Source organism: Roseibium sp., from assembly GCF_965232425.1.
Classification (GTDB): Bacteria; Pseudomonadota; Alphaproteobacteria; order Rhizobiales; family Stappiaceae; genus Roseibium.
Map to the genome: position 1 here is coordinate 3330745 of NZ_OZ246971.1, position 20473 is coordinate 3351217.

Below are 20473 nucleotides of genomic sequence, written 5' to 3' on the forward strand. Positions count from 1 at the left end.
CCGGACATGCTCACCAGACTTCTTTCCGGCGACACTCCGCGCAGCGGTCTCCTGACCCTGTTGCTCCTGGCCGTTCTGATCTCGCTCGCGTTTGCGCCGTTCCTGTTCCCGGGAACCAAGTCGCTGGAGACCGCGGCGCGGATCTGCATCTTCATCGTGCTGGTGGCGAGCTATGATCTGTTGCTCGGCTATTCGGGGATCGTCTCGTTCGCGCACACGATGTTCTTCGGCATCGGCGCCTACGGGACGGCACTCGCGCTCAGCACCTCCGGCCCGAGCTACTGGTCGCTCGCCTGGGGGACCCTTGCCGGAGCCTTCGTCGCAGCTGTCTTCGCCCTGGCGATCGGTCTCTTCTCGCTGCGCGTCAAGGCGATCTTCTTCGCGATGGTGACGCTGGCGGTGGCAAGCGCGTTCGCGGTTTTCGTGTCGCAGATGTCCTGGCTGACCGGTGGCGAGGACGGGCTCAACTACAAGATCCCGCGCGAGCTGACACCGGCGTTCAAGCTGGTCAAGGAGAAGGTCTTCGGTGTCCGGATCAACGGCAAGCTGCTTGCCTATTACCTCGTGTTCTTTGCGTCGCTGACGCTTTTCCTGGTCATGCTCAGGGTCGTCAATTCGCCGTTCGGGCGGACGCTCAAAGCCGTTCGGGACAATGCGTTCCGGGCGGAGGCGATCGGCTACAAGGTGGTCTGGTACCGCACCACCGCAACGGTCCTGTCCGCCGTCATGGCTGCGCTTGCCGGATCCCTGCTCGCGGTCTGGCTGCGTTACACCGGGCCGGCCACGACGCTCTCCATGGAGATCATGATCGACATCCTGCTGATGGTGGTGATCGGGGGGATGGGCACACTCTACGGAGCCGTTCTCGGAGCGACGCTGTTCATTCTCGCGCAGACCTATCTGCAGAACCTGATGGGCGTCGCGGCGGAAGCGACAAGTTCCGTGCCGCTTGTTTCCACGTTTGTTGCACCGGAACGCTGGCTGCTTTGGCTCGGCGTGCTATTTATCCTCTCGGTTTATTTCTTTCCGAGCGGGATTGTCGGAAGATTGCGGGCGGGGCGTGCTTGAGCAACGAGGGACTTTATATGCGCGACACCGGGGCGGGGCGCCCCGTGGTGCTCATTCACGGCTGGTCCTGTCCCGGCCAGTTCTTTCGCAATCAGATTGTCGGCCTCCAGGGAGATGCGCGCTGCCTTGTGCCCGATCTTCCGGGCCACGGGCTGACCGGCGACCGCCTGCCGCAGTCGATCGAAGCGGCTGCCGACGCGGTGCATGCCGAACTGGCGGAACGGGACATAAGCGATGCCATCGTCTGCGGCTGGTCCATGGGGGCCTTGGTCGCCTATTCGATGATCGAGCGCTACGGCCCGGATCGGCTGTCCGCTCTCGTTGCGATCGACATGACGCCGAAAGTGCTGAACACGTCCACCTGGCAGAACGGAACGCTGAACGGGCTCAATGCGGAGCTCAACCAGGTGTTCCTCGATGCCATCGTTCCGGACTGGCCGAAGCTGCCGGGACGGATCGCGAGCCGGCTGTTTGCGGATGGGCTGCCCGTCGCGCAGGAGCAGAAGGAAAGGGCGGCGCAAGAGATCGCGAAAGCCGATCCCGTGCTCTTGAAGCCGATGTGGGCTTCGCTAACTGCGCAGGATTTCCGGCCTCTGCTGGAGGATTTTCCGGTGCCGTTTCACCTTGTGGCAGGGCGCAGGAGCCAGCTCTATGGACAAGGCGTCCATCGCTGGCATGAAGAGAACGTGCCCGACTTTCAGCTGCACCTTTTCGACCGCTCGGGTCACGCGCCGCACATGGAAGAACCGGCCCGGTTCAACGCGCTGCTGAAGGCACTGATCGAGCAGGCCTGAAGCTGCCTCAGTGCCCGCCACCGATTTTCGATTTTACGAACTCGATGATCTTGTCGAGGAATGTCAGGACAAGGAAAACCGCCAGCAGCCCGATGAAGAAGCGGAGGTCTGTTGTCAGGCTGTTCTTGGTCACATCCCACTGGCGCACACCGATATTGGCGTAGATCCAGGCATAGTAGGCAATCGCCGTAAGGGCGGCCGTCAGCACGAGCGAGATCAGGATTGTCTGCCAGGCGGGCCGCGGTGTCTGGTCTTCGCTCATTTCAGGATCCTCGCCTTTGCCAGATCGACCTTGAAGACCATCAGATCGTCAAGGCGTTCGACGTCGCCCTCCAACTCGACATAAAGCGCAAGCAACGGCTTGATTTCATCGCCGAGGAGATTGCCGTCCTTGTCCGCCATCAGGAAGAAGTTGCGGTTCTCGACCGGACCGGATGAAACGAAGACCGGCGGGATGCCTCCCGTCAGACAGAGGTCGGCACAGGCCTTGTGCGCAAGACCGCGTCCGGGACGCATCGCCCCGGCATAGCATTTGCCGTCGCAGATTTCTCCGGTGAGTTTCCAGCGCCCGAGCGGCACCGGCTCGGACGGCGTGAAGGATGCACCTGCGTCTTCGGCGGTTTCGACCCTGCCGACCTGGATCATGGTGAGATCGCCGCGGTTGACCGGAACGCCGCGCAGGGTCACCGGCGTGCTGCCGTGCTTTTCAGCCTGGTTGAAGGCGCCGCGTTTGCCCTGTCCGGCGAGCATGTAGGTACGCGGTTCGGATTCGCCATCCGCTGCGACCCTCAGGACCGGATAGGGACGCAGTTCCAGAATGCCGACATTCTCAAAGCGGTTGCCCCACTGGAAGCCGCCGCTGCCGGGATCGTTCTGGGTCGATGACAGGGCGAGCGCTGCAAGTCCGAGCCCGCCGGCGAAACAGATTGCGAAAACCGCAAGGAAGGTGACGAGCGGTTTCGGCACGGCGTTGAGATAGCCGACATAGAAGGGCGCGTCTTTTGTCTGTCTCCAGCTCATGCCGCTTCTCCGATCTCGACAGGGTCAACATGGGTGCCGGGGGGCAAGGCGTTCGGGTCGAGCAGGATTGTCGACCCGATCAGCTGCAGCCGGTAGGTGGAAATTTTCTCGGTGAAGGGCGCCGGGGCGCGCCCGTCGCTCAGATTGTACTGGTAGCCATGCCAGGGACAGGTGATGCAGCCCCACAGAACCTTGCCTTCTCCGAGCGGGCCGTTCTGGTGCGCGCAGGCATTGGTGATGGCGGACAGCTTGCCGTCATATTTGAAGATGGCAACGCGTTCGTCATCCGACAGGGTCACGACCTTGGCACAGTCGTCGTCGATCTCGTCGAGGTCACCAGCGACCAGCCAGCCCTGTTGCTGGAGCGACGCCTTCGCGGTTTCCTCGCCTCGGTCGCGGCGTGCTTCCATCCGGCCCGTGGTGACGTGCAGCGCGGAAACCAGAACGACGCTGGCCGCGACGACACTGGTGAAAATCGGATCGCCGGCACCCTGAAGCGCGCCGAGCGCGACATGCAGCACGACGAAGGCGTAGGCCGCATAGATGAACATGTGCAGCGCTTTCCAGATGGGTGCCCCCAGGAAGCTCAGCCAGAAATCGTGACTGGTGGCCGCAAGCACGAACAGGATCAGGAGCGCGGCAATACCGAGCGTCTCGAACGGGAAGCCGAGGACCTGGCCGTAATTCGTATTGGAGGACAGAAGCGCGACATACTTGTTGGTCGGCGAGAAATTGTAATACCAGCCGAGGACATAGTTGGCGTGCACGGCCGCGATCCCGGCGGTCATGACACCGAAATGGCGGCGATTGTATAGAAGCGGCAGGAACCTGCGGTCGAGCCGGGCAAGCGGCCCGATGCACAGGATCACCGTCAGCATCAGGAAGGCACAACTGCCGAAAGCACGCATGCGCAGCGTCGCGCCGTCAATCGGCTTGGTCACATCCTCGAAGCCGGGGGCAACGCGGATGTAGATGTAGAGGTAAAGCGCCACGGCAATCAGCAGGACGGCGTCATAGAAGATCTTGTTCCGGTTCCAGATGACCGGTGTGTATTGAACGCTCATTGCGCGGCCTCCGTCCCGTTCGCACCGCCGGCCGGTGCTTCGATCAGAATGGCGGGCCGGTCAGCAGGCGGCGTCTGACGCAGTGCCAGGACCGTGAAAAAGGCGAGGGGCAGCAGGATGCCGAGAACCGTCCAGATCCTTGCGTGGGCTGTGCGATGGGAGCGTTTCACCGGGCATCTTCTCCGTGTTTTTCCAAGGTGATCCAGCGATACAGGACCAGCGGCCAGATCAGGCAGATGCCGGGGATCAGCAGGGGGCGGAACGCGTAGGACCCGCGCGCGGACGGTTCCACGCGATCGATGCCGATGACCAGAAACAGCGCGGCAACGATCCCTCCGGTGATGAGGTAGATGCGGCCCAGCTCAAGGAGTAGTTCTGCAGTCTGCAACGGGTGCCCTCCGTATTTCCCTAGTTTGTCATCCCGGCTGAAGCGAAGCGCAAGGCCTGGATCGACACGTAACGTTAGCCTCATCCTGAAGAAGCGCAAAGCGCTGTCTCGAAGGATGGCCGGTCTGATCCAGCGTTTTGTCGCCACCCCTCGAGACGGGCCTGCCGACCCTCCTCAGGATGAGGTTCTGGCGCGCTGCAATACCGGTCACACCAGATCCGCATCGGTGATGATCTCGACAAGCGACGGGCCGTCATGGGCGATGGCCTTGGCAATGGCGTCACCGAGTTCGGATGCCTCCGTGACACGGTGCCCGTGGCCACCGCAAAGGCGGGCGAAGGCGGCGAAGGACGGATTGGTGAGATTGGTCTCCCAGACCGGCCATTCGCCGGAACGCTGTTCCTTGGAAATCTTTCCGAGTTCGGAATTGTTGAGCAGGATATGGGTGATGTTCATCCCGTATTTGACGGCGGTGGTGAATTCCATCGCGTATTGACCGAAGCCACCGTCGCCGGAAATCGAGATGACCTTGCGGCCCCTGTAGTCCTCGAAATCCTGCGTCGCGCACCACGCCCCGAGCGCGGCGGGAAGGCTGAAGCCGATGGAGCCGAGATAGCCGGACATCAGGATGCGCTGGCCGCGCGGTTCGAAATAACGGCCGAAGGAATAGGTGTTGTTGCCGACATCCACGGGGATGATGGCATCGTCCGGGCACAGCTCGGTCAGCGCCTTGAAGATCGCCGCGGAATGAATACCGCCGCCATGATCTTCCGACAGGCGTGTTTCCTTTTCCTGCCGCCAGATGGCCCACCGCTCGACGAGTTCCGCCTTCTGGTCGGCGGCATCCGCCGCCTTGGACAAGGAGCTGGCAATCAGGTCGCAGAAGGTACCGATTTCACCCCAGACCGGAAGCGCGACGGGGTGGAACTTGCCGAGCTGCATGCGTTCGAAATCCACCTGGATGATCGGCTTGTAAGGCGCGATCCCGGTGTGGTTGGCAAAGGACGAGCCGAGCGAGATGATCAGGTCCGCCTCGTTCATGAACCAGCTGGCGATCGGCGTGCCGGACCGCCCGAGCACGCCCGCGGCCAGCGGATGGGTGTCCGGGATCAGTCCCTTGCCCTTGAAGGTGGTCATCACCGGGGCGCCGATTTTCTCGGCCAGTGCGATGACCTTCTCGCGCACGTCCTTGGCGCCGTACCCGAGCACGATCGTGGGCCGTTTCGCACCGTTGATCATTTCCGCGGCTTTCGCGAGATCGTCCGGCGACGGTGAAATATTGGTTCCGCCGAGGCGTCCTTCCGGATGCCCGGCCGGCTTTTCGCTCGGGATTGTCTGGACGTCGTCGGGGAAAATCAGGTTGGCGACATCGCGCTCGACGATGGCTGTCTTCAGGGCGAGCGACATGAGTTCGGCGTGGTTGGACGTGCTCAGGACAGGCTGGGAAAACCTGGAAACGGCTTCGAAAGCGGATTTCAGGTCGATGTCCTGAAACGCACCGGGGCCGAAGACCTGGGTTTGCACCTGACCGGTGAGCGCCAGGACAGGTGCGCGGTCAACCTTGGCGTCCCAAAGGCCGGTCATCAGATTGGTTGCGCCCGGTCCGGCAATGGTCAGGCAGCCGGCCGGCTTGCCTGTCAGCTTGCCGTAGGCCGAGGCGGCAAAGGCCGCTGCACCTTCGTGACGGATGCCGACATAACCGAGCTTGCCCTTGTTGACCTGAAGCCGGATCGCATCGGCAAGGCCGAGATTGGAATGACCGACCATGCCGAAGACGCGCTTGACGCCCCAGTTGACCATGGTCTCGGCCATGACATCGGTTGCGGTGCGCTCGTGCTCCGGTTCCGGCTCGAGGCCCACGAAGATCTCGTTGTTCTCGATCTTGAGCGGGTAGATCTGCTGGCCGCTGTCTTCGTGTCCGCCGGGCGGCTTGCCGGTGAGCGGATCGAAATCCCAGCCGTGCCAGGGGCAGCGGATCCAGCACTTGCCGTCGGTGCCCTTTTCGATCGATCCTTCCCCGAGCGGCCCGCGCTGGTGCGGGCAGTGATTTTCCATGGCGGCCCACTGGCCGTCGAAATGCGACAGGCAGATGGAGGTGGTGCGCGCGGTCACGGTCTTCACGCGGCCTTCCGGCAAATCGTCGGTGTGGCCGACCCTGATCCAGTCAAGCGATTGGGTGTTCATGTTCGTCTCCCTCAAAACTTTCTGACCGGGTCAGGCAACACCGCCATAGGCGACGCCCGACAGGTCGGACATTTCCCGCTTCCAGGTGGTCAGGTCGTCCGGGTTGAATTCGTTCAGGTGCGCGTAGCCGCAGGCGCGCGCCATCACCTGCATCAGTTCGACCGAAGCCTCGAAGAAATTGGTGAGCTGGCGGGCGGACTTTTCGACCTGGATCCGGCTGACGAGATGCGGCTTCTGGGTCGCTATACCGACCGGGCAGTTGTTGGTGTGGCAAGCCCGCATGGCGATGCAGCCGATGGCCTGCATCGCCGCATTGGAGACCGCAATGGCATCCGCGCCGAGCGCCATCGCCTTCACGAAGTCTGCCGGTTTGCGCAGGCCCCCCGTGATCACCAGGCTGACATCGGACCTGCCGGATTTGTCCAGGTGGCGCCGCGCCCTGGCAAGCGCCGGGATGGTCGGAACGGATATGTTGTCACGGAAAATGATGGGGGCCGCACCGGTGCCGCCGCCGCGCCCGTCCAGGATGATGTAGTCGACGCCGATTTCCAGCGCCGCGTCGATGTCCTTCTCGATATGCTGCGCCGACAGCTTGTAGCCGATCGGAATGCCGCCGGTCCGGGTGCGCACTTCATCGGCGAAGTCCTTGACCTCGGAGACGTCGGTCCAGTCCGGAAAACGGGGCGGCGAGATCGCGTCAGTGCCTTCCTGCAGGCCGCGCACCTCGGCGATCTTTCCCTTGACCTTGGCCCCCGGCAGGTGACCGCCGGTTCCCGTCTTGGCCCCCTGGCCGCCCTTGAAATGGAAGGCCTGAACCCGGTCGAGCTTTTCCCAGTCGAAGCCGAAACGGGCCGAGGCGAGCTCATAGAAATAGCGGGAATTGGCTTCCTGTTCCTCCGGCAGCATGCCGCCCTCGCCGGAACATATCCCGGTGCCGGCGAGCTCCGCGCCGCGGGCAAGCGCCACCTTGGCCGGCTCGGAAAGCGCACCGAAGCTCATGTCGGATACGAACAGCGGGATCTTCAGGCGGAGCGGCTTTTGGGCGTTGGGCCCGATGACGACATCGGTTCCGACCGGATCATCGTCAAGAAGCGGAAACCGCTGCAGCTGCGCCGTCAGGATCTGGATGTCGTCCCAGTCGGGCAGCTGGGTGCGGGGCACGCCCATTGCATCGACGCGGCCATGGTGACCTGTCTTGCTCAGACCGTCGCGCGCATATTGCTGGATCAGGCCGTTGTAAGGTTCTTCCTCCGTGCCGTGGCTGGTGTCGGCATAAAGACCCAGGTACTGATCGCGCTGGAACGGCTGCGGGTTGTCCTTCGCCCAGGCCGCGATCTCGTCCTCATCGACCAGAACCTCGTCCCCTTCGATCCAGCTCTTGAACTTGGGCAGGGCCTCGGAGTTGTTGTATTCGGAAACGCCGCTGTCGACACGGTAGTCCCAGTAGTGGACACCGCAGATGAGATTGTCCCCCTGAACGTAGCCGTCCGACATCAGCGCGCCGCGATGCAGGCACCGGCCGTAGAAGACGGAGACCTCTTCGTCGAAGCGGACGACCACAAGATCGACATCCGCGACGAGTGCGTATTGCGGGTCGCGGTCCGGCAGGGTGCTCAAGGTGGCTACAGCATGTTTTTTCATTTCTTCCCCCGGCTAACGGCTTCTGATTTTTGTGAAACCTTGGCTGACATTCTGGCGTTTTCTTCGGTCACTTAGTGTTTGGCTGCCCCTTCCGGGCGCATTGGCGGCACGGCAGCCATCTCCGCGGCGTCTTCGTCGTCCGACATGCGCGCACCATACCACCTGGCAAAGGGAACGGCGGTCACCCCATGCAAGACGGCGCTGATCCAGACCGCGTTGACGGCAAGGTTCAACAGGTATTCGCCGATGTCATGATCGATCTGGTCGACCACGAGAAGGGCGAACAGGGCAGTGGCGAGGCCTCTCGGCCCGAACCAGCCGAAGAACAGTTTCGTCAGCGGGGCGGCATCCGTTCCCGACAGCGACAGCCATACGGCGAGCGGGCGGACAACAAACAGGCTGGTCAGGATGATCGCCAGCATGCCGGTATCCAGATGGGCGATGGCGCCGGGCAGCAAGGCAAGCCCGATCAGGAAGAACGCCCCCCAGGCGAGCATCTGGCCTTCGTTTTCGGTGAATTCGTAGATGAAGGCGCATTGGCCCTTGATGATGTTCCCGAAGCACAGGCCGGCAACGAAGGCGGAGATGAAGCCGTTGCCGTCCACAAGACCGGCAGCGAGATAGGCCGCGCCCGCCATGGCGATGGCGCCGATGCCTTCGATCGTCACGGAGGTCATCTTGCGGCGCTTGGCGGCTAGGAACAGATAGCCGCCGACAAGACCCATGATGCCACCGACGAGCGGCCCGAAGATCAGCTGTTTCGCGCCGAAGACCAGCCAGTTGGTGGCGTCCTGATGCATCACTTCGGCCGTCAGGCTGGCAAATAGCAGGATGACGGGCAGGGCGAGGCCGTCATTTAGTCCGCTTTCGAGCGTGAGTGCGCGGCGGACCCTTTCCGGTACCGCCTCGTTGGTGACGACAGCCTGACCGAGGGCCGCATCTGTCGGGGCGAGCAGGGCTGCGGCCAGCGCGGCGACGATCAGCGGGTAGGTTGTTATGAACGGTGCGGCAGCGGCCGTGCCGATCACGACGGCAAGCGGCAGGCCGATAAGCAGCATCCGGAGCGGCCACTGATGGCGTTCGCGAAGGGCGCGCAGATTGATCTGGGCAGCATCCAGGAACAAGAGGATGATCAGGGCAAGCTCGGCAACAATGTGCAGAAGATGTTCAGCCTCGGCGAAGGGCATCAGCCCTGTCTGGGCCATGAGATAACCGAAGCCGATAAAGAGGATCGGGGCGGTCAGAATTCCGTTCGACAGCGTTTTTGCCAGCAGCGTGTAGCAGACCGTAAACATCGCCAGCATCAAAAGACCGGTGGCCATTACGTTCTCTCTCCCGAAGCCCACGCGATACAAATGCAGACGGCTGTGCCCTGTTTCAAATCATAAGCAGATGACACTGCCGTGTGGCAATCGTGAATTTACCGAAGGGGAGAATTGTGATTGTCGCCGGTTGCAGCGTTGCTGCCGCGCTTCAGTCCGCGCGGGCAAGCCGCAACAGGATGCGCTCCGCATCTTCCGGCCTGGCGGCAATCTCGAGAATGAGTTTCTTGCGCACGGCGTCCGCAAAGGTTGCCGCGCTGTCGGCGGTGACGACGAAGGCCGCCGGGCCGCCGATGATCTCGTCGTAAAATCTTTGCTCCAGATCGTAGGAAACCGGACGCCCGGAGCAGTGACGGCAGAGGACGGCAAGACCGTTGATGACGATGCCCGAACCGACCACGATGTCCCTCGCTTCGCGGATCGGCGGTCCGTTCCAGTTGTTGGCGCTGTCGGCCGAAAGATCGATCACGCGGCGCAGACCGGTGTAGTCGTTTGTGTCGATCAGTTCCTTGCCTTTCAGAAGTGCCGCGCCTATGGCGTTGCGTCCATAGGCCTGTCTCGGTGCTTCCATGAGCCTGGCGGCAAACTCGTCCGCCGAGGCTTTCCCGTCGATCACCGTCCAGTCGACCACGACATCCTGCGAGAACATGTCGGCCCATTCGACATAGGTGACAACAATCTTGCCATAGGCATTGCCTGCGATGGCATTCAGGACGGACGGATCGGTGATGGCGGCGGCATATCCGGCGCGCTGGAAGCGGATCTCGGCTTCATCGATCGAACCGGTGGCGTCTGCGAGGAGAACGAGTTCGAGATCGAGTTCCTCAGAAACCGAAGGTGTCACGAAGAGCAAAAGCCAGGCAACAACAATGCACGCGATTCTCATATTTCCGCTCCCCGAAAACAGGCTCCTCGATCAAAGCTAGGGCAGCGGTGTGAAAAGAGAAAGCCCGTCGGCATCGCCGAACGGACGACACAGGCCTGTTCACCAACCGGTCACTTGCTTTCGCGCAAAAAGAAACCCGCCCCAATGGGGCGGGCAGGATGTACCTTCGGGAGGAGAAGGAACCGGTCAGGCGACCGCGCGCGCGAGCGCGCATTGCGACCACAGATCGTTGATGGAATCGGCCAGATGCTCGATATCGGCTGCCGTGTGAAGCGGGGTCGGCGTGAAGCGCAGGCGTTCGGTGCCGACCGGAACGGTCGGGTAGTTGATCGGCTGCACGTAGATGCCATAGGTCTCCAGCAGGATGTCGGAGATCCATTTGCATTTCTTGGCATCGCCGACCATCACCGGCACGATGTGGCTCGGGTTTTCCATGTGCGGGATGCCGCGCTTGTCGAGCGCCGCGCGCAGCTGTTCCACCCGGTCCTTGTGCGCCTTGCGCTCGAACGGGCTTTCCTTCAGATGCTTGATCGATGCGGTCGCGCCTGCGGCGAGTGCCGGCGGCAGTGCGGTGGTGAAGATGAAGCCGGAGGCAAAGGAACGGATGAAATCGACAACCGTTCTGCTGCCGGTGATGTAGCCGCCCATGACGCCGAAGGCCTTGCCGAGCGTGCCTTCGATGATTGTCAGCCGGTCCATCAGGCCTTCGCGTTCGGCAACACCGCCGCCGCGCGCGCCGTACATGCCGACAGCGTGGACTTCATCAAGATAGGTGATCGCCCCGAACTTGTCGGCGACGTCGCAGATTTCCTTGATCGGGGCAATGTCGCCGTCCATGGAATAGACGCTCTCGAATGCGACCATCTTGGGCGCGTCCGGATCGTCAGCTGCCATCAGCCGTTCCAGGTCTTCATAGTCGTTGTGCTTGAAGATCCGCTTTTCGCAGCGGGCGTGGCGGATGCCCTCGATCATGGAGGCGTGGTTCAGCGAGTCAGAATAGACGATCATGCCCGGAACCTGGGACGCCAGAGTTCCAAGGGCAGCCCAGTTGGAGACGTAGCCCGACGTGAAGATCAGCGCGGCTTCCTTGGCGTGCAGGTCCGCAAGCTCGTGCTCGAGAAGAACATGGTAATGGTTGGTGCCGGAAATGTTGCGCGTGCCACCGGCACCGGCGCCGCACTTGGCAATGACGTCCTGCATCGCACCGACGATCTTTTCGTGCTGGCCCATGCCGAGATAGTCGTTGGAGCACCAGACGGTCACATTCTGTGTGGACCCGTCCTCACGGTAGCGTGTCGCCCGTGGAAAATTTCCGGACTGGCGTTCGAGATCGGCGAAGACCCGGTAGTTCCCATTGTCATGAAGTTTGCCAAGGCGCTCTTCAAGATAGGCGTTCACGTCCATAATACCGGTCCTCTGCTCCGCCCGCTTCGGCCAGCGCGCGCCTCTCAAACATTCCCCAGCCGTTTTTTCGCGTCACGGTGGTTGAGCGTCAGGTCCCCTAACGCGTGGCGTTTCCGGGCACCTTTAAGATATTCTAAACTGCATAATCAGGCAAATCGCCTTGATCAAGGTCAAACACGGGTGATGCGTCCAAAAGTCATAGAAGACCATGACACCAGACAGCGCCGACGGCAGTGCTGTGCGCCACTGCTTCGAGGCATCCAGGCCCGATGCTGCCGGACCTTCAAGAAGACAGTTGCTTTCGCGTTCGAAACATGAATACTGATTCATGTTTCATTTTTCAGGAGCGCGGGTGTGACAAATCCGGCCGGCAATGCAGCCATGTCCCAACGGACGCCTTTCAACCAACCGAAGACGGCGCGCGGCGAGGCGACGAAGAAGGCCATACTGTCCGCCGCGGAACGCGTGATCGGCGCCCGGGGCTACAACGATGCGTCCATCGGGCAGATTACCAGCGAAGCGGGGGTCGCCCAAGGTACGTTCTATATTTATTTCAAGACCAAGGAAGAGGTCTTTTCGGAGCTGGTTCTGGAAATGGGCCGGCTTGTGCGTCACACGATTTCCGACGCGACACAGGCGATCTCGAACAGGCTGCAAGCGGAGCAGGCCGGTCTGACGGCCTTTCTCGAATTCGTTCAGGCGCATCCCGACCTTTACCGTATCGTCCAGGAAGCCCAGTTCGTCGACCCGGATGCCTATCGCGAGTACTACGGCGCCTTTGCCGAAGGATACCGGAGTGGATTGAACGAAGCAGTCCAAAGCGGTCAGATTTCGGAAGGCGATCCCGACACCCGCGCCTGGGCGCTGATGGGCATTGCACGTGCGCTTGGCGAACAAATTGTCGTGTTCGGGAACAAGACGCCCATACCCGACCTTGTCGACACGGCCTATGACCTGATCGCGAACGGGCTCAAGCCGTGACAACCGAAACCAGACAGGTCGTGATTGAGGAGGCTGGCGGCGCGGTCTGGCTTCGCCTAAACCGCCCAGCCCGGCACAATGCGCTCATTCCGGAACTGGTTGCCGAACTTGAGGCGGCTCTCAATCATGCGGCCGAAGCAAAACCCGTTGCGCTCGTCCTCACGGGCAATGGTGCGAGCTTTTCAACCGGTGGAGACATTGCGGGCTTTCTCGCACATGCCGGTTCACGAGAAGAGCTTCTCGGCTATGCGGAAAAACTCGTTGGCGGTCTGCACGCCGTTGTCTTGAAGCTGCTTTGCTTTCCTGCACCCGTTCTGGCTGCCGTCAACGGTCCGGTGACCGGCGGGGCGACGGGTCTTGTTCTTGCAGCCGACATGACCGCGATGGCAGAGCATTCCTTCATCCAACCCTACTATTCATCCGTCGGGTTCGCGCCCGACGGCGGCTGGACGGCGTTGTTGCCGGAACGGATCGGTACCGCGAAAACGCTCCAGATCCAGTACCTGAACGAACGGGTGACTGCTGCCGAAGCGCGCGCGCTGGGCCTGGTTTCGTGCGTCTGCCCGTACCCGGAGCTCAAAGCCGTTGTCGAAGGCTGGCTGAACGGCCTGGCGGCGGGGTCTGCGTCAACGCATGCGGTTACCCGGACGAATGTCTGGGATGCCGCGCGGCTTGATATTGTGCGGACGCGGCTTGACCAGGAAAAGGCAAGGTTTCTGGAACGGGTCGTTCAGCCGGACACGCTCGCCGGCATGACAGCGTTCCTGCAACGGCGTGCATGATGACTTCACCTGATCCGAACACCACGTGCCAGGAGGACACATGGAGTTTCTGACCGACATGGCCGCAAAGCGGGCCGAGCTGAGACCCGACGCCGTCGCCTTCTTTGACCGGGACAGCGGCCGGTCCTATTCGTTCCGGGACATCAACGAGCGGGCGAACCGTCTGGGCAATTTCCTGCTCGGCGCCGGATTGCGGAAGGGCGACCGCTTTGCCGTGCTCTGCCTCAATCATCCGGATTTCTTCGTGTTGCTGTTCGCGGCACAGAAGACCGGAATTCTGCTGGTGCCGCTCAACTGGCGGCAACCGGTTGCCGAACTCGGGCCGATCCTCGAAGCGTCGAACGCCTGCGTGATGTTTGCCGACGAGGCCCACATGGAAACGGCGCGCGCGCTTGCGGGCAACAGCGGGATCGATCTGCTGCCGATGGGGGCTGCGGATGGAGGTGAGAGCGCACTGGATGACCTTTTGGATACGGCCGATCCGTCGCCCGTCGGCAATGGGCAGATCGACGCGAGTGCTCCCTGGTACCTGCTTTTTACCTCCGGAACGACGGGTCTTCCAAAGGCGGTCATTCAGACGGCGGGCATGGCCTGGGCCAACATGATCAATTATTGCCAGGCAACCGGGCTCGGCGTTGGCGAAAAGGGTGTCAACTTCCTGCCGCTGTTTCATACTGCCGGGATCAACCTGCCGACCCTGCCGATCTTCTTGAATGGAGGGTCCTCGACCCTCCTGCGCAAGTTCGATCCGGACCAGGTCCTCGACCTGATCGACGACGGCCAGGTGACCTGTTTTTTCGGTGTGCCGGCGATCTACCAGGCGCTTGCCCTGTCACCGAAGATCGGGGACACCGACTTTTCGCGGGTCCGCTCGCTCGGCTGCGGTGGTGCGCCCGTCCCACAACACCTGCTTGTCGATTTCCAGGCACGCGGGGTAACGATCTGCAACGGCATGGGCATGACGGAAACCGGGCCCACCGTGTTCCTGATGGATACGGGGCATGCAGCTGCGAAAATCGGATCGGTCGGAAAGCCGCAGATCCTGACGGATGTCCGGCTGGCGGCGTCCGACGGACGCATCGTTGAAGGCGCAGGCGAGGGGGAAGTCCAGTTCCGCGGCCCGAACATCACGCCCGGATACATGGACAACAGCCGGGCAACTTCCGAAACATTCACCGAGGACGGCTGGCTGAAATCAGGTGACATCGCCCGGCGCGATGCGGACGGCTACTATTACATCGTCGACCGGATCAAGGACATGTACATCTCCGGCGGCGAGAACGTCTATCCGGCTGAAGTCGAGAAGGTGCTCGACGGCCACCCGGCGATTCTGGAAGCGGTCGTCATTGGTGTTTCCGACGACAAGTGGGGGGAAGTCGGAGCCGCGTTCCTGGTGCCGCGCCCCGGTGAAATCCTGGATACCGGCGGGCTGGCAGACTGGTGCCGGGCGAAGCTGGCGCCCTACAAGATCCCGAAGAGCTTTACCGTGACGGAGGACCTGCCGCGCACGGCGGCCGGCAAGGTTCGGAAGAATGTCCTGAAAGACACCCACGCAGCGACATCAGTTCAGGAGAACGTGTGAGCAATGACCCTTGCCACCGACAGACCATCAGCCACCGTCTTTACCTGGACACCGACCCAAGGCGATTTCGATGCTTTTGCCCGGCTGTCCGGCGATGACAATCCGATCCATGTCGATCCCGTGTTCTCGGCACGCACGCGGTTCGGCCGCACGGTGTCTCACGGCATGCTGCTCTACACGCGTGCTTTCGCCTGCCTGGAAACACTCTACCCCGGCCGGCGACACGAGGTGCAGACGCTGATGTTTCCCAATCCGTCCTATGCCGGCGAGGAACTGGCGCTTTCCTTCGCCGAGGACCCCGATCAACCGGGTCTGGTGCTGATCGAAATCAGCAGGACCGCCGACCGCGCCGTGACGCTTTCGGGAACCTGCAAGATCGGGGAGCCGGCCTGATGCTGGAAATCGGAGCGAAAAAAGCAATCACGCGCACCTATACCGACGAGGACATGCGTGATTTCGCCGTGCTGGCGGGAGATCTGGCAAGTGTGCCGACATCGGTTCCTGGGCCGTTGATCGGCGGGCTGTTTTCCTACCTGCTTGGCGTGGAGCTGCCGGGCCGGGGAACCAACTATCTGAAACAGAGCCTTGAGTTTCTTGCACCCGCGCCGGTTGGCGAAGCGCTCACGGCCTCGGTCAAGGTGTCGCGGCTGCGCCCCGAAAAACACCTGGTCGATCTTGAGACCGTGTGCACCACACCGGACGGAACCCGGATCTGCCAGGGCCGGGCACTGGTCTATGTCGAGGATGTGGGAAAAGACTAGGGTACGGACCCTTGGCTAGTCTACTCTCCCTCGACCAGCCGGGTTTTCGATGGCCAGAAGGCGTGATGCCCCCTGAGTTGCCGGGTCATCGGGATCGGGTCCTGGTAGACCCAGCCGATTTCCTCGCCGGCCAGCGACACGTAGCTGGCATCGCCCTTGATCGGGCAATAGGTGGATTTTTGCACCGGGTCCAGAGACGCGACGATATCATCCGCCGGGAAATAGACCACCGGGTCATAGACCGACTTGCCCAGTTCCATCACCCTGAGTGCGCTTGTGCTGTCGGCGAGCAGGGTGTCTCCAGCGTAAACGCGCATGCGCCGGGGGGCCGTCTTGATGACCATCATGTGGTCGGAATTTTCCGGATTTCTGATCGCGTCCCTGAGGGCCGCGATGGATGTGTCTGACATGTGGGCACTCCTTTCCGGTCAAAGGTGTGGTCGGACACCCGGCTTGGCAATCCCGATTCCTGAAACGGGCCGGTGCGAAAATGCACGAATATCCCGTCTTTGACACTGACCGGAACAAATTCACGCGAAATCAACCTTGAAAATTGTCCCGAAACAGGTCTCTAGGGTACGGACCCATAAATGAAGCCGATTTGGCGGCAGCGATGGCAAAACCGCGCGAGGAAGCGTGTGCAGAGCGGGCTTTTTGCCCGGTCAAGCATGGTGACGCTGCGAGGAACAGCCATTTTGCCGTCCTTCGGATTTGGCCGTTTTGACCATCTGCTGCGTCGCGAAAGGCTTGAAAATGAACCACATTTCCTGCGCTTTCGCTCCTCGCAATTGGTCAAAACGATCCAAACCAAATTGACTTCATTTATGGGTCCGTACCCTAACCGTGCGAAACCTGAGAGGTGCATTCCTGATGAGTGAGCAGCCGGAAGATATCCTGCGCAATCTGTTCCAGCGGGCTGTCGAGGTGGCCGATCCGATGAAAAGCCTTGCCGCCTTCCTGCCCGAAAAGCCGGAAGGGCGGGTCACCGTGATCGGTGCCGGCAAGGCATCGGCGCGCATGGCCGAGGCCGTCGAGGCGGCATGGGGTCCGTGCAGCGGTCTTGTCATCACACGCTACGGGTATGGACGTCCGTGCCAGGGGATCGAGATCGTCGAGGCGGCACATCCCGTGCCGGACGAAGCGGGTCTCACCGCAACGCGCCGCATGCTCGACCTCGTTCAAGGGCTCGGCGAAGACGACTTCGTGCTGGCGCTGATATCGGGCGGTGCCTCCGCCCTGCTGACTGCACCGGCAGGCGACATCAGCCTTTCCGAAAAGCAAGAGGTCAACCAGGCGCTGCTGAGTTCCGGCGCGCCGATCGGCCAGATGAACAAGGTGCGCAAGCACCTGAGCGCGGTCAAGGGTGGCCAACTCGCGGCTGCGGCCCATCCGGCGCGGATGCTGGCGCTGCTGCTGTCGGACGTTCCCGGCGACGATCCCGCCGAGATCGGCTCGGGGCCAACCGTCGGCGATGACAGTTCGTCCGCGGACGCAGCGGCGATCCTGGAGCGCTGGCAGATCGATGTGCCCTCTTCCGTCACAGCGGTTCTGTCCGAAACGTCGGGCGTTCTGCCGCCTGTCCATGACAGACTGTCCCTTGTGACCAACACGATCTTTGCCGCGCCGTCCCAGTCCCTTGAGGCCGCAAAGGACCTTGCAGAAGGGCTCGGATGTGACGTGGAAATCCTCGGGGACGCACTGGAAGGGGAGGCCAGAGAGGTCGCCCGTGCCCATGCGCAACTTGCCTTGGACCATCAAAAGCAGCGCCAGGGCTCCGGCCGGCCCTTGCTGCTTCTGTCGGGCGGCGAGCTGACGGTAACCCGCAACGGCGACGGTATCGGTGGACCGAATGCGGAATATGCGCTCGCCCTCGCTCTCGCGCTGCAAGGCGCATCCGGCATTCACGCCATCGCCTGCGATACGGATGGTGTTGACGGGGCCGCTGAGGTTGCCGGTGCCGTTGTCGGCCCGGAAACCCTTGCAAAGGCCGCTGCGTGCGGCGTTTCCGCTTCGGATGCACTGGCGGACAACGACGCTCACAGCTTCTTCGAAAAGATCGGCGACCAGGTCGTGACCGGGCCGACATTGACAAATGTGAACGATTTCCGTGCGATATGGATCGGGGAATGACCTGATCCGACTCTGAGGCCTGACGCAAAAATGCCCGAGGTGACCATCACGCGCGCCGTGCGCATGCCGGATCCGTTCCGTATCGAACGGTTTCTGTCCAACCCGAAGCTCGGGCCGCGTCTTCTGTTTTTCAGTGGCGGGTCCGCGCTGAACGGCGTGTCGCAGTGCTTGAAACGCTACACACACAATTCCATCCATCTGGTGACACCGTTCGACTCCGGCGGCAGTTCGCAAGGATTGCGCGTTGCCTTCGACATGCCGGCCATCGGCGATCTCAGAAGCCGGATGATGGCGCTTGCCGACGAGACCGTGCTCGGTCACCCGGACGTTTTCCGCCTGTTCACGCACCGGTTCGCCAAGTCGGCCAATGACGCCGATCTGCAGGGCGAACTGGACAGCATGATCGGTGGAACGCACACGCTGGTCGAGGCCATCGAGCAGCCGATGCGCACGCTGATCCAGAACCAGCTGGGCATGTTCCGCGCCGCCTGCCCGAAGACGTTCGACCTGCGCGGGGCAAGCATCGGCAATCTCATTCTGGCGGGCGGTTATCTCAACCAGAACCAGCATCTGGAGCCGATCATCTTTCTCGTGTCCAAGCTTGTGGGCGTGCAGGGGACGGTGCGCGCGGTCACCGACGACAATCTGCATCTCGGCGCTGACCTCGCCAACGGACACACCGTCATCGGGCAGCACCTGATGACGGGCAAGGAACACCCGGAACTGAAATCTCCGATCCGGGACCTGTTCCTGAACCACGGTCTTGCGGACAGGGTGCCGGCAGAAAGCCGTTTTCCGGACCGCAACCACACGCTCGTGCAGTCCGCGGATCTGATCTGCTTCGCGCCCGGGAGCTTTTACACCAGCCTTGTAGCCAATCTCCTGCCGAAGGGTGTCGGCAGGGCCGTGGCGTCACGAACGGTTCCGAAAGTTTATGTGCCAAGCCTTGGCAGGGACCCGGAAACGGCTGAACTGACCCTCGCCGACAAGGTTCACACGCTTCTAAGTTATCTTCACAGGGATGCCGGTGCGGACTGTCCTGCGCACAAGCTGCTCAATTTCGTGATCGTCGACAGCAGCGTGCCGGAAAGCGAAACGGCCGAAGTCCGCGCGCGGGGCATTTCAGTCCTGAGACTTGACCTTGTGAGCAAGACTTCGGCACCTTTTTACGACCCGGCGCCGCTCTGTGAGGCTTTGGTCTCCCTGGCGTGAGGACTGAAGGAGGATCGGGGATGGTTCAATCAGCGAAAGTCGACGGCATCGGAGGCGTCTTCTTCAAGAGCGAAGACCCGGACCGGCAGGCCGCGTTCTACAAGAAACACTTCGACATCAACATGGGGACCTGGCTGCACCAGAATGCAGGCCCCTCCGTGTTTGCGGCGTTCAAGGAGGACACGTCCTATTTCGGGCCTGCCGAGAACCGGTTCATGATCAATCTGCGGGTCAATGACATCGATGTCCTGATGACGAGCCTGCGTGCCGACGGCGTCACCGAACTCGGCTACGACGACGAGGAATACGGCCGCTTCTTCCGCTTTCTGGACCCGGAAGGCAATGCGGTCGAACTCTGGCAACCGCCGGAAGGTGACCTGCCTGAGGAGTAGGTCAGGGCCGTCTCAGGAAATTCTGCACAACCGGCAACTATCTGATTGTCGCAGATGACCTGAACAAAAGACCCGCTTGTGCTCTGACATGAAAACCTTCCTTTCCATAGCTGCTGTGTTTTTGTTTGCATGGACCATATGGAAACTGGCGCAATACGAAGAGCGATTGACCTTCGTGCCGAGAGCATTGGTTGGATGGTGGGTGCTCTATGTTTCTGAGGGAAGCTCGGGGATCGGCCCCGGCGCGCACCAGGCTGGCATCATTGTCTATGACATGCCCGACGACGCCAAGAAGCGATTGATGAGAGAGGGTGCGGAATGGCTGGGAGGGCTGCCGCCAAACAGATTTCGTGGCCGGAAGTATGAATTTCGAAACTGGCGATCGTCCCCCATTCCCGCCAGGCAAAGATGGACTGACCCTGAACGTTGTCGCGATAGCGCTGAATCAATGGGGTATCACTACAGGTGCCCCAGCATTACGCACTACTTCAATTTTCCAATTCACGTGGATCGCGAAGTTGTTGATATGGTCGATCAAGCTGTTTTCTCGTCAGGTGCCTATTACACATATAAGCGCCGGAGCATGGTCATTCTGATCCCGGGCCTGTCTCGTGTTGTGTATGTCTACGCCAGGTGAGTGAAACGGCTCTGCTTTGCTGATCTCTTTTTGTCTTTCTCTTCAAGTGTCATCAATTCATTTGAACACGGTTGAGCTCGTCGTCGGAATGAGCCCAGTTGGGCTGTCGTTGTCAGTCGTTATCCACTGCTGTTCAGCCCAGGACCTGACGGTGTTCGCATGCTGGGCGACGGTGCATTCCCCCGCCGTCATTCCGGACAAGTGCAGCGCAAGCTGCGCGCCGAT

The 20473-nt window shown here is 61.5% G+C and carries 23 protein-coding genes; 12 read left to right on the top strand and 11 right to left on the bottom strand.

All coding sequences use genetic code 11. The annotated features are described in order from the left end of the window. Nucleotides 1-6 precede the first annotated feature (6 nt). On the top strand, nucleotides 7-1068 hold the full coding sequence (locus ACO08A_RS15355; protein WP_422036878.1) for a branched-chain amino acid ABC transporter permease: 1062 nt from the start codon (nucleotides 7-9) through the stop codon (nucleotides 1066-1068). 17 nt (nucleotides 1069-1085) lie between these two features. Next, complete coding sequence (locus ACO08A_RS15360) at nucleotides 1086-1862, top strand: alpha/beta fold hydrolase (protein ID WP_422036879.1); 777 nt, start codon at nucleotides 1086-1088, stop codon at nucleotides 1860-1862. Nucleotides 1863-1869: 7 nt separating this feature from the next. Here the strand turns inward: ACO08A_RS15360 and ACO08A_RS15365 are convergent, their stop codons facing one another. From ACO08A_RS15365 to hemA, 10 genes are all read right to left on the bottom strand, one after another. Beyond that, on the bottom strand, nucleotides 1870-2124 hold the full coding sequence (locus tag ACO08A_RS15365; protein ID WP_422036880.1) for a hypothetical protein: 255 nt from the start codon (nucleotides 2122-2124) through the stop codon (nucleotides 1870-1872). Then, a complete protein-coding gene (locus tag ACO08A_RS15370; protein ID WP_422036881.1) occupies nucleotides 2121-2882 on the bottom strand; it encodes a hypothetical protein in 762 nt (253 codons plus the stop codon). Before ACO08A_RS15370 ends, ACO08A_RS15365 begins: the two co-directional genes overlap by 4 nt. After that, nucleotides 2879-3946 (bottom strand): Rieske 2Fe-2S domain-containing protein, encoded by a 1068-nt coding sequence (locus ACO08A_RS15375; RefSeq protein WP_422036882.1) that lies wholly within the window; start codon nucleotides 3944-3946, stop codon nucleotides 2879-2881. Before ACO08A_RS15375 ends, ACO08A_RS15370 begins: the two co-directional genes overlap by 4 nt. Further along, nucleotides 3943-4116, bottom strand: coding sequence for a hypothetical protein (locus ACO08A_RS15380; RefSeq protein WP_422036883.1), 174 nt, complete (start codon nucleotides 4114-4116; stop codon nucleotides 3943-3945). The genes ACO08A_RS15375 and ACO08A_RS15380 overlap by 4 nt, the downstream gene beginning before the upstream one ends. Beyond that, a complete protein-coding gene (locus tag ACO08A_RS15385; protein WP_421979651.1) occupies nucleotides 4113-4334 on the bottom strand; it encodes a hypothetical protein in 222 nt (73 codons plus the stop codon). The genes ACO08A_RS15380 and ACO08A_RS15385 overlap by 4 nt, the downstream gene beginning before the upstream one ends. A 207-nt stretch (nucleotides 4335-4541) precedes the next feature. After that, nucleotides 4542-6518, bottom strand: coding sequence for a thiamine pyrophosphate-dependent enzyme (locus ACO08A_RS15390; RefSeq protein ID WP_422036884.1), 1977 nt, complete (start codon nucleotides 6516-6518; stop codon nucleotides 4542-4544). Between the two features lie 30 nt (nucleotides 6519-6548). Continuing rightward, nucleotides 6549-8159 carry a glutamate synthase-related protein gene (locus tag ACO08A_RS15395; protein WP_422036885.1) on the bottom strand — a complete coding sequence of 537 codons (1611 nt, stop codon included), beginning with the start codon at nucleotides 8157-8159 and terminating at the stop codon, nucleotides 6549-6551. Nucleotides 8160-8230: 71 nt separating this feature from the next. Next, nucleotides 8231-9481, bottom strand: a complete 1251-nt coding sequence (locus ACO08A_RS15400) for a cation:proton antiporter (protein ID WP_422036886.1) — start codon at nucleotides 9479-9481, stop codon at nucleotides 8231-8233. Between the two features lie 151 nt (nucleotides 9482-9632). Further along, on the bottom strand, nucleotides 9633-10367 hold the full coding sequence (locus ACO08A_RS15405) for a DUF1194 domain-containing protein (protein WP_422036887.1): 735 nt from the start codon (nucleotides 10365-10367) through the stop codon (nucleotides 9633-9635). Between the two features lie 186 nt (nucleotides 10368-10553). Further along, nucleotides 10554-11771, bottom strand: a complete 1218-nt coding sequence (gene hemA, locus ACO08A_RS15410; protein WP_422036888.1) for a 5-aminolevulinate synthase — start codon at nucleotides 11769-11771, stop codon at nucleotides 10554-10556. 354 nt (nucleotides 11772-12125) lie between these two features. Between hemA and ACO08A_RS15415 the strand changes: the two genes are divergently transcribed. From ACO08A_RS15415 to ACO08A_RS15435, 5 genes are read left to right on the top strand one after another with little or no spacing between them, the layout of a single operon-like run. Then, complete coding sequence (locus ACO08A_RS15415) at nucleotides 12126-12752, top strand: TetR/AcrR family transcriptional regulator (protein WP_422036889.1); 627 nt, start codon at nucleotides 12126-12128, stop codon at nucleotides 12750-12752. Then, nucleotides 12749-13534, top strand: a complete 786-nt coding sequence (locus ACO08A_RS15420; protein ID WP_422036890.1) for an enoyl-CoA hydratase/isomerase family protein — start codon at nucleotides 12749-12751, stop codon at nucleotides 13532-13534. Before ACO08A_RS15415 ends, ACO08A_RS15420 begins: the two co-directional genes overlap by 4 nt. Nucleotides 13535-13574: 40 nt before the next feature. Continuing rightward, entirely contained in the window at nucleotides 13575-15116 is a 1542-nt protein-coding gene (locus tag ACO08A_RS15425) for an AMP-binding protein (protein ID WP_422036891.1), read from the top strand. A gap of 3 nt (nucleotides 15117-15119) precedes the next feature. Then, a complete protein-coding gene (locus ACO08A_RS15430; protein WP_422036892.1) occupies nucleotides 15120-15509 on the top strand; it encodes a MaoC family dehydratase in 390 nt (129 codons plus the stop codon). Next, a complete protein-coding gene (locus tag ACO08A_RS15435; protein WP_422036893.1) occupies nucleotides 15509-15877 on the top strand; it encodes a phosphate acetyltransferase in 369 nt (122 codons plus the stop codon). The genes ACO08A_RS15430 and ACO08A_RS15435 overlap by 1 nt, the downstream gene beginning before the upstream one ends. A 20-nt stretch (nucleotides 15878-15897) precedes the next feature. Here ACO08A_RS15435 and ACO08A_RS15440 read toward each other — a convergent pair whose 3' ends face one another. Further along, nucleotides 15898-16287: a DUF427 domain-containing protein gene (locus ACO08A_RS15440; RefSeq protein ID WP_422036894.1), complete on the bottom strand. Its 390-nt coding sequence runs from the start codon at nucleotides 16285-16287 to the stop codon at nucleotides 15898-15900. Between the two features lie 180 nt (nucleotides 16288-16467). Here ACO08A_RS15440 and ACO08A_RS15445 point away from each other — a divergent pair, with 180 nt between their 5' ends. The 5 genes from ACO08A_RS15445 to ACO08A_RS15465 all read left to right on the top strand — a co-directional run bounded on the left by ACO08A_RS15445 (nucleotide 16468) and on the right by ACO08A_RS15465 (nucleotide 20248). After that, nucleotides 16468-16755 (top strand): hypothetical protein, encoded by a 288-nt coding sequence (locus tag ACO08A_RS15445; RefSeq protein WP_422036895.1) that lies wholly within the window; start codon nucleotides 16468-16470, stop codon nucleotides 16753-16755. After that, nucleotides 16748-18007: a glycerate kinase type-2 family protein gene (locus tag ACO08A_RS15450; protein ID WP_422036896.1), complete on the top strand. Its 1260-nt coding sequence runs from the start codon at nucleotides 16748-16750 to the stop codon at nucleotides 18005-18007. The genes ACO08A_RS15445 and ACO08A_RS15450 overlap by 8 nt, the downstream gene beginning before the upstream one ends. A gap of 30 nt (nucleotides 18008-18037) precedes the next feature. Next, on the top strand, nucleotides 18038-19219 hold the full coding sequence (locus ACO08A_RS15455; RefSeq protein WP_422036897.1) for a GAK system CofD-like protein: 1182 nt from the start codon (nucleotides 18038-18040) through the stop codon (nucleotides 19217-19219). Nucleotides 19220-19239: 20 nt separating this feature from the next. Further along, nucleotides 19240-19611 (top strand): VOC family protein, encoded by a 372-nt coding sequence (locus ACO08A_RS15460; protein ID WP_422036898.1) that lies wholly within the window; start codon nucleotides 19240-19242, stop codon nucleotides 19609-19611. A gap of 88 nt (nucleotides 19612-19699) precedes the next feature. Then, nucleotides 19700-20248, top strand: coding sequence for a hypothetical protein (locus tag ACO08A_RS15465; protein WP_422036899.1), 549 nt, complete (start codon nucleotides 19700-19702; stop codon nucleotides 20246-20248). Nucleotides 20249-20473: the final 225 nt, after the last annotated feature.

Excerpts from the sequence above, each read along its gene's own strand:
- ACO08A_RS15360 (WP_422036879.1), top strand. The coding sequence starts at position 1,086 with ATGCGCGACACCGGGGCGGGGCGCCCCGTGGTGCTCATTCACGGCTGG.
- ACO08A_RS15395 (WP_422036885.1), bottom strand. The coding sequence starts at position 8,159 with ATGAAAAAACATGCTGTAGCCACCTTGAGCACCCTGCCGGACCGCGAC.
- ACO08A_RS15460 (WP_422036898.1), top strand. The coding sequence starts at position 19,240 with ATGGTTCAATCAGCGAAAGTCGACGGCATCGGAGGCGTCTTCTTCAAG.
- ACO08A_RS15455 (WP_422036897.1), top strand. The coding sequence starts at position 18,038 with ATGCCCGAGGTGACCATCACGCGCGCCGTGCGCATGCCGGATCCGTTC.
- ACO08A_RS15435 (WP_422036893.1), top strand. The coding sequence starts at position 15,509 with ATGCTGGAAATCGGAGCGAAAAAAGCAATCACGCGCACCTATACCGAC.
- ACO08A_RS15440 (WP_422036894.1), bottom strand. The coding sequence starts at position 16,287 with ATGTCAGACACATCCATCGCGGCCCTCAGGGACGCGATCAGAAATCCG.
- ACO08A_RS15390 (WP_422036884.1), bottom strand. The coding sequence starts at position 6,518 with ATGAACACCCAATCGCTTGACTGGATCAGGGTCGGCCACACCGACGAT.
- ACO08A_RS15450 (WP_422036896.1), top strand. The coding sequence starts at position 16,748 with ATGAGTGAGCAGCCGGAAGATATCCTGCGCAATCTGTTCCAGCGGGCT.
- ACO08A_RS15355 (WP_422036878.1), top strand. The coding sequence starts at position 7 with ATGCTCACCAGACTTCTTTCCGGCGACACTCCGCGCAGCGGTCTCCTG.
- ACO08A_RS15405 (WP_422036887.1), bottom strand. The coding sequence starts at position 10,367 with ATGAGAATCGCGTGCATTGTTGTTGCCTGGCTTTTGCTCTTCGTGACA.
- hemA (WP_422036888.1), bottom strand. The coding sequence starts at position 11,771 with ATGGACGTGAACGCCTATCTTGAAGAGCGCCTTGGCAAACTTCATGAC.
- ACO08A_RS15445 (WP_422036895.1), top strand. The coding sequence starts at position 16,468 with ATGAAGCCGATTTGGCGGCAGCGATGGCAAAACCGCGCGAGGAAGCGT.
- ACO08A_RS15465 (WP_422036899.1), top strand. The coding sequence starts at position 19,700 with ATGAAAACCTTCCTTTCCATAGCTGCTGTGTTTTTGTTTGCATGGACC.
- ACO08A_RS15370 (WP_422036881.1), bottom strand. The coding sequence starts at position 2,882 with ATGAGCTGGAGACAGACAAAAGACGCGCCCTTCTATGTCGGCTATCTC.
- ACO08A_RS15365 (WP_422036880.1), bottom strand. The coding sequence starts at position 2,124 with ATGAGCGAAGACCAGACACCGCGGCCCGCCTGGCAGACAATCCTGATC.
- ACO08A_RS15425 (WP_422036891.1), top strand. The coding sequence starts at position 13,575 with ATGGAGTTTCTGACCGACATGGCCGCAAAGCGGGCCGAGCTGAGACCC.
- ACO08A_RS15400 (WP_422036886.1), bottom strand. The coding sequence starts at position 9,481 with ATGGCCACCGGTCTTTTGATGCTGGCGATGTTTACGGTCTGCTACACG.
- ACO08A_RS15430 (WP_422036892.1), top strand. The coding sequence starts at position 15,120 with ATGACCCTTGCCACCGACAGACCATCAGCCACCGTCTTTACCTGGACA.
- ACO08A_RS15375 (WP_422036882.1), bottom strand. The coding sequence starts at position 3,946 with ATGAGCGTTCAATACACACCGGTCATCTGGAACCGGAACAAGATCTTC.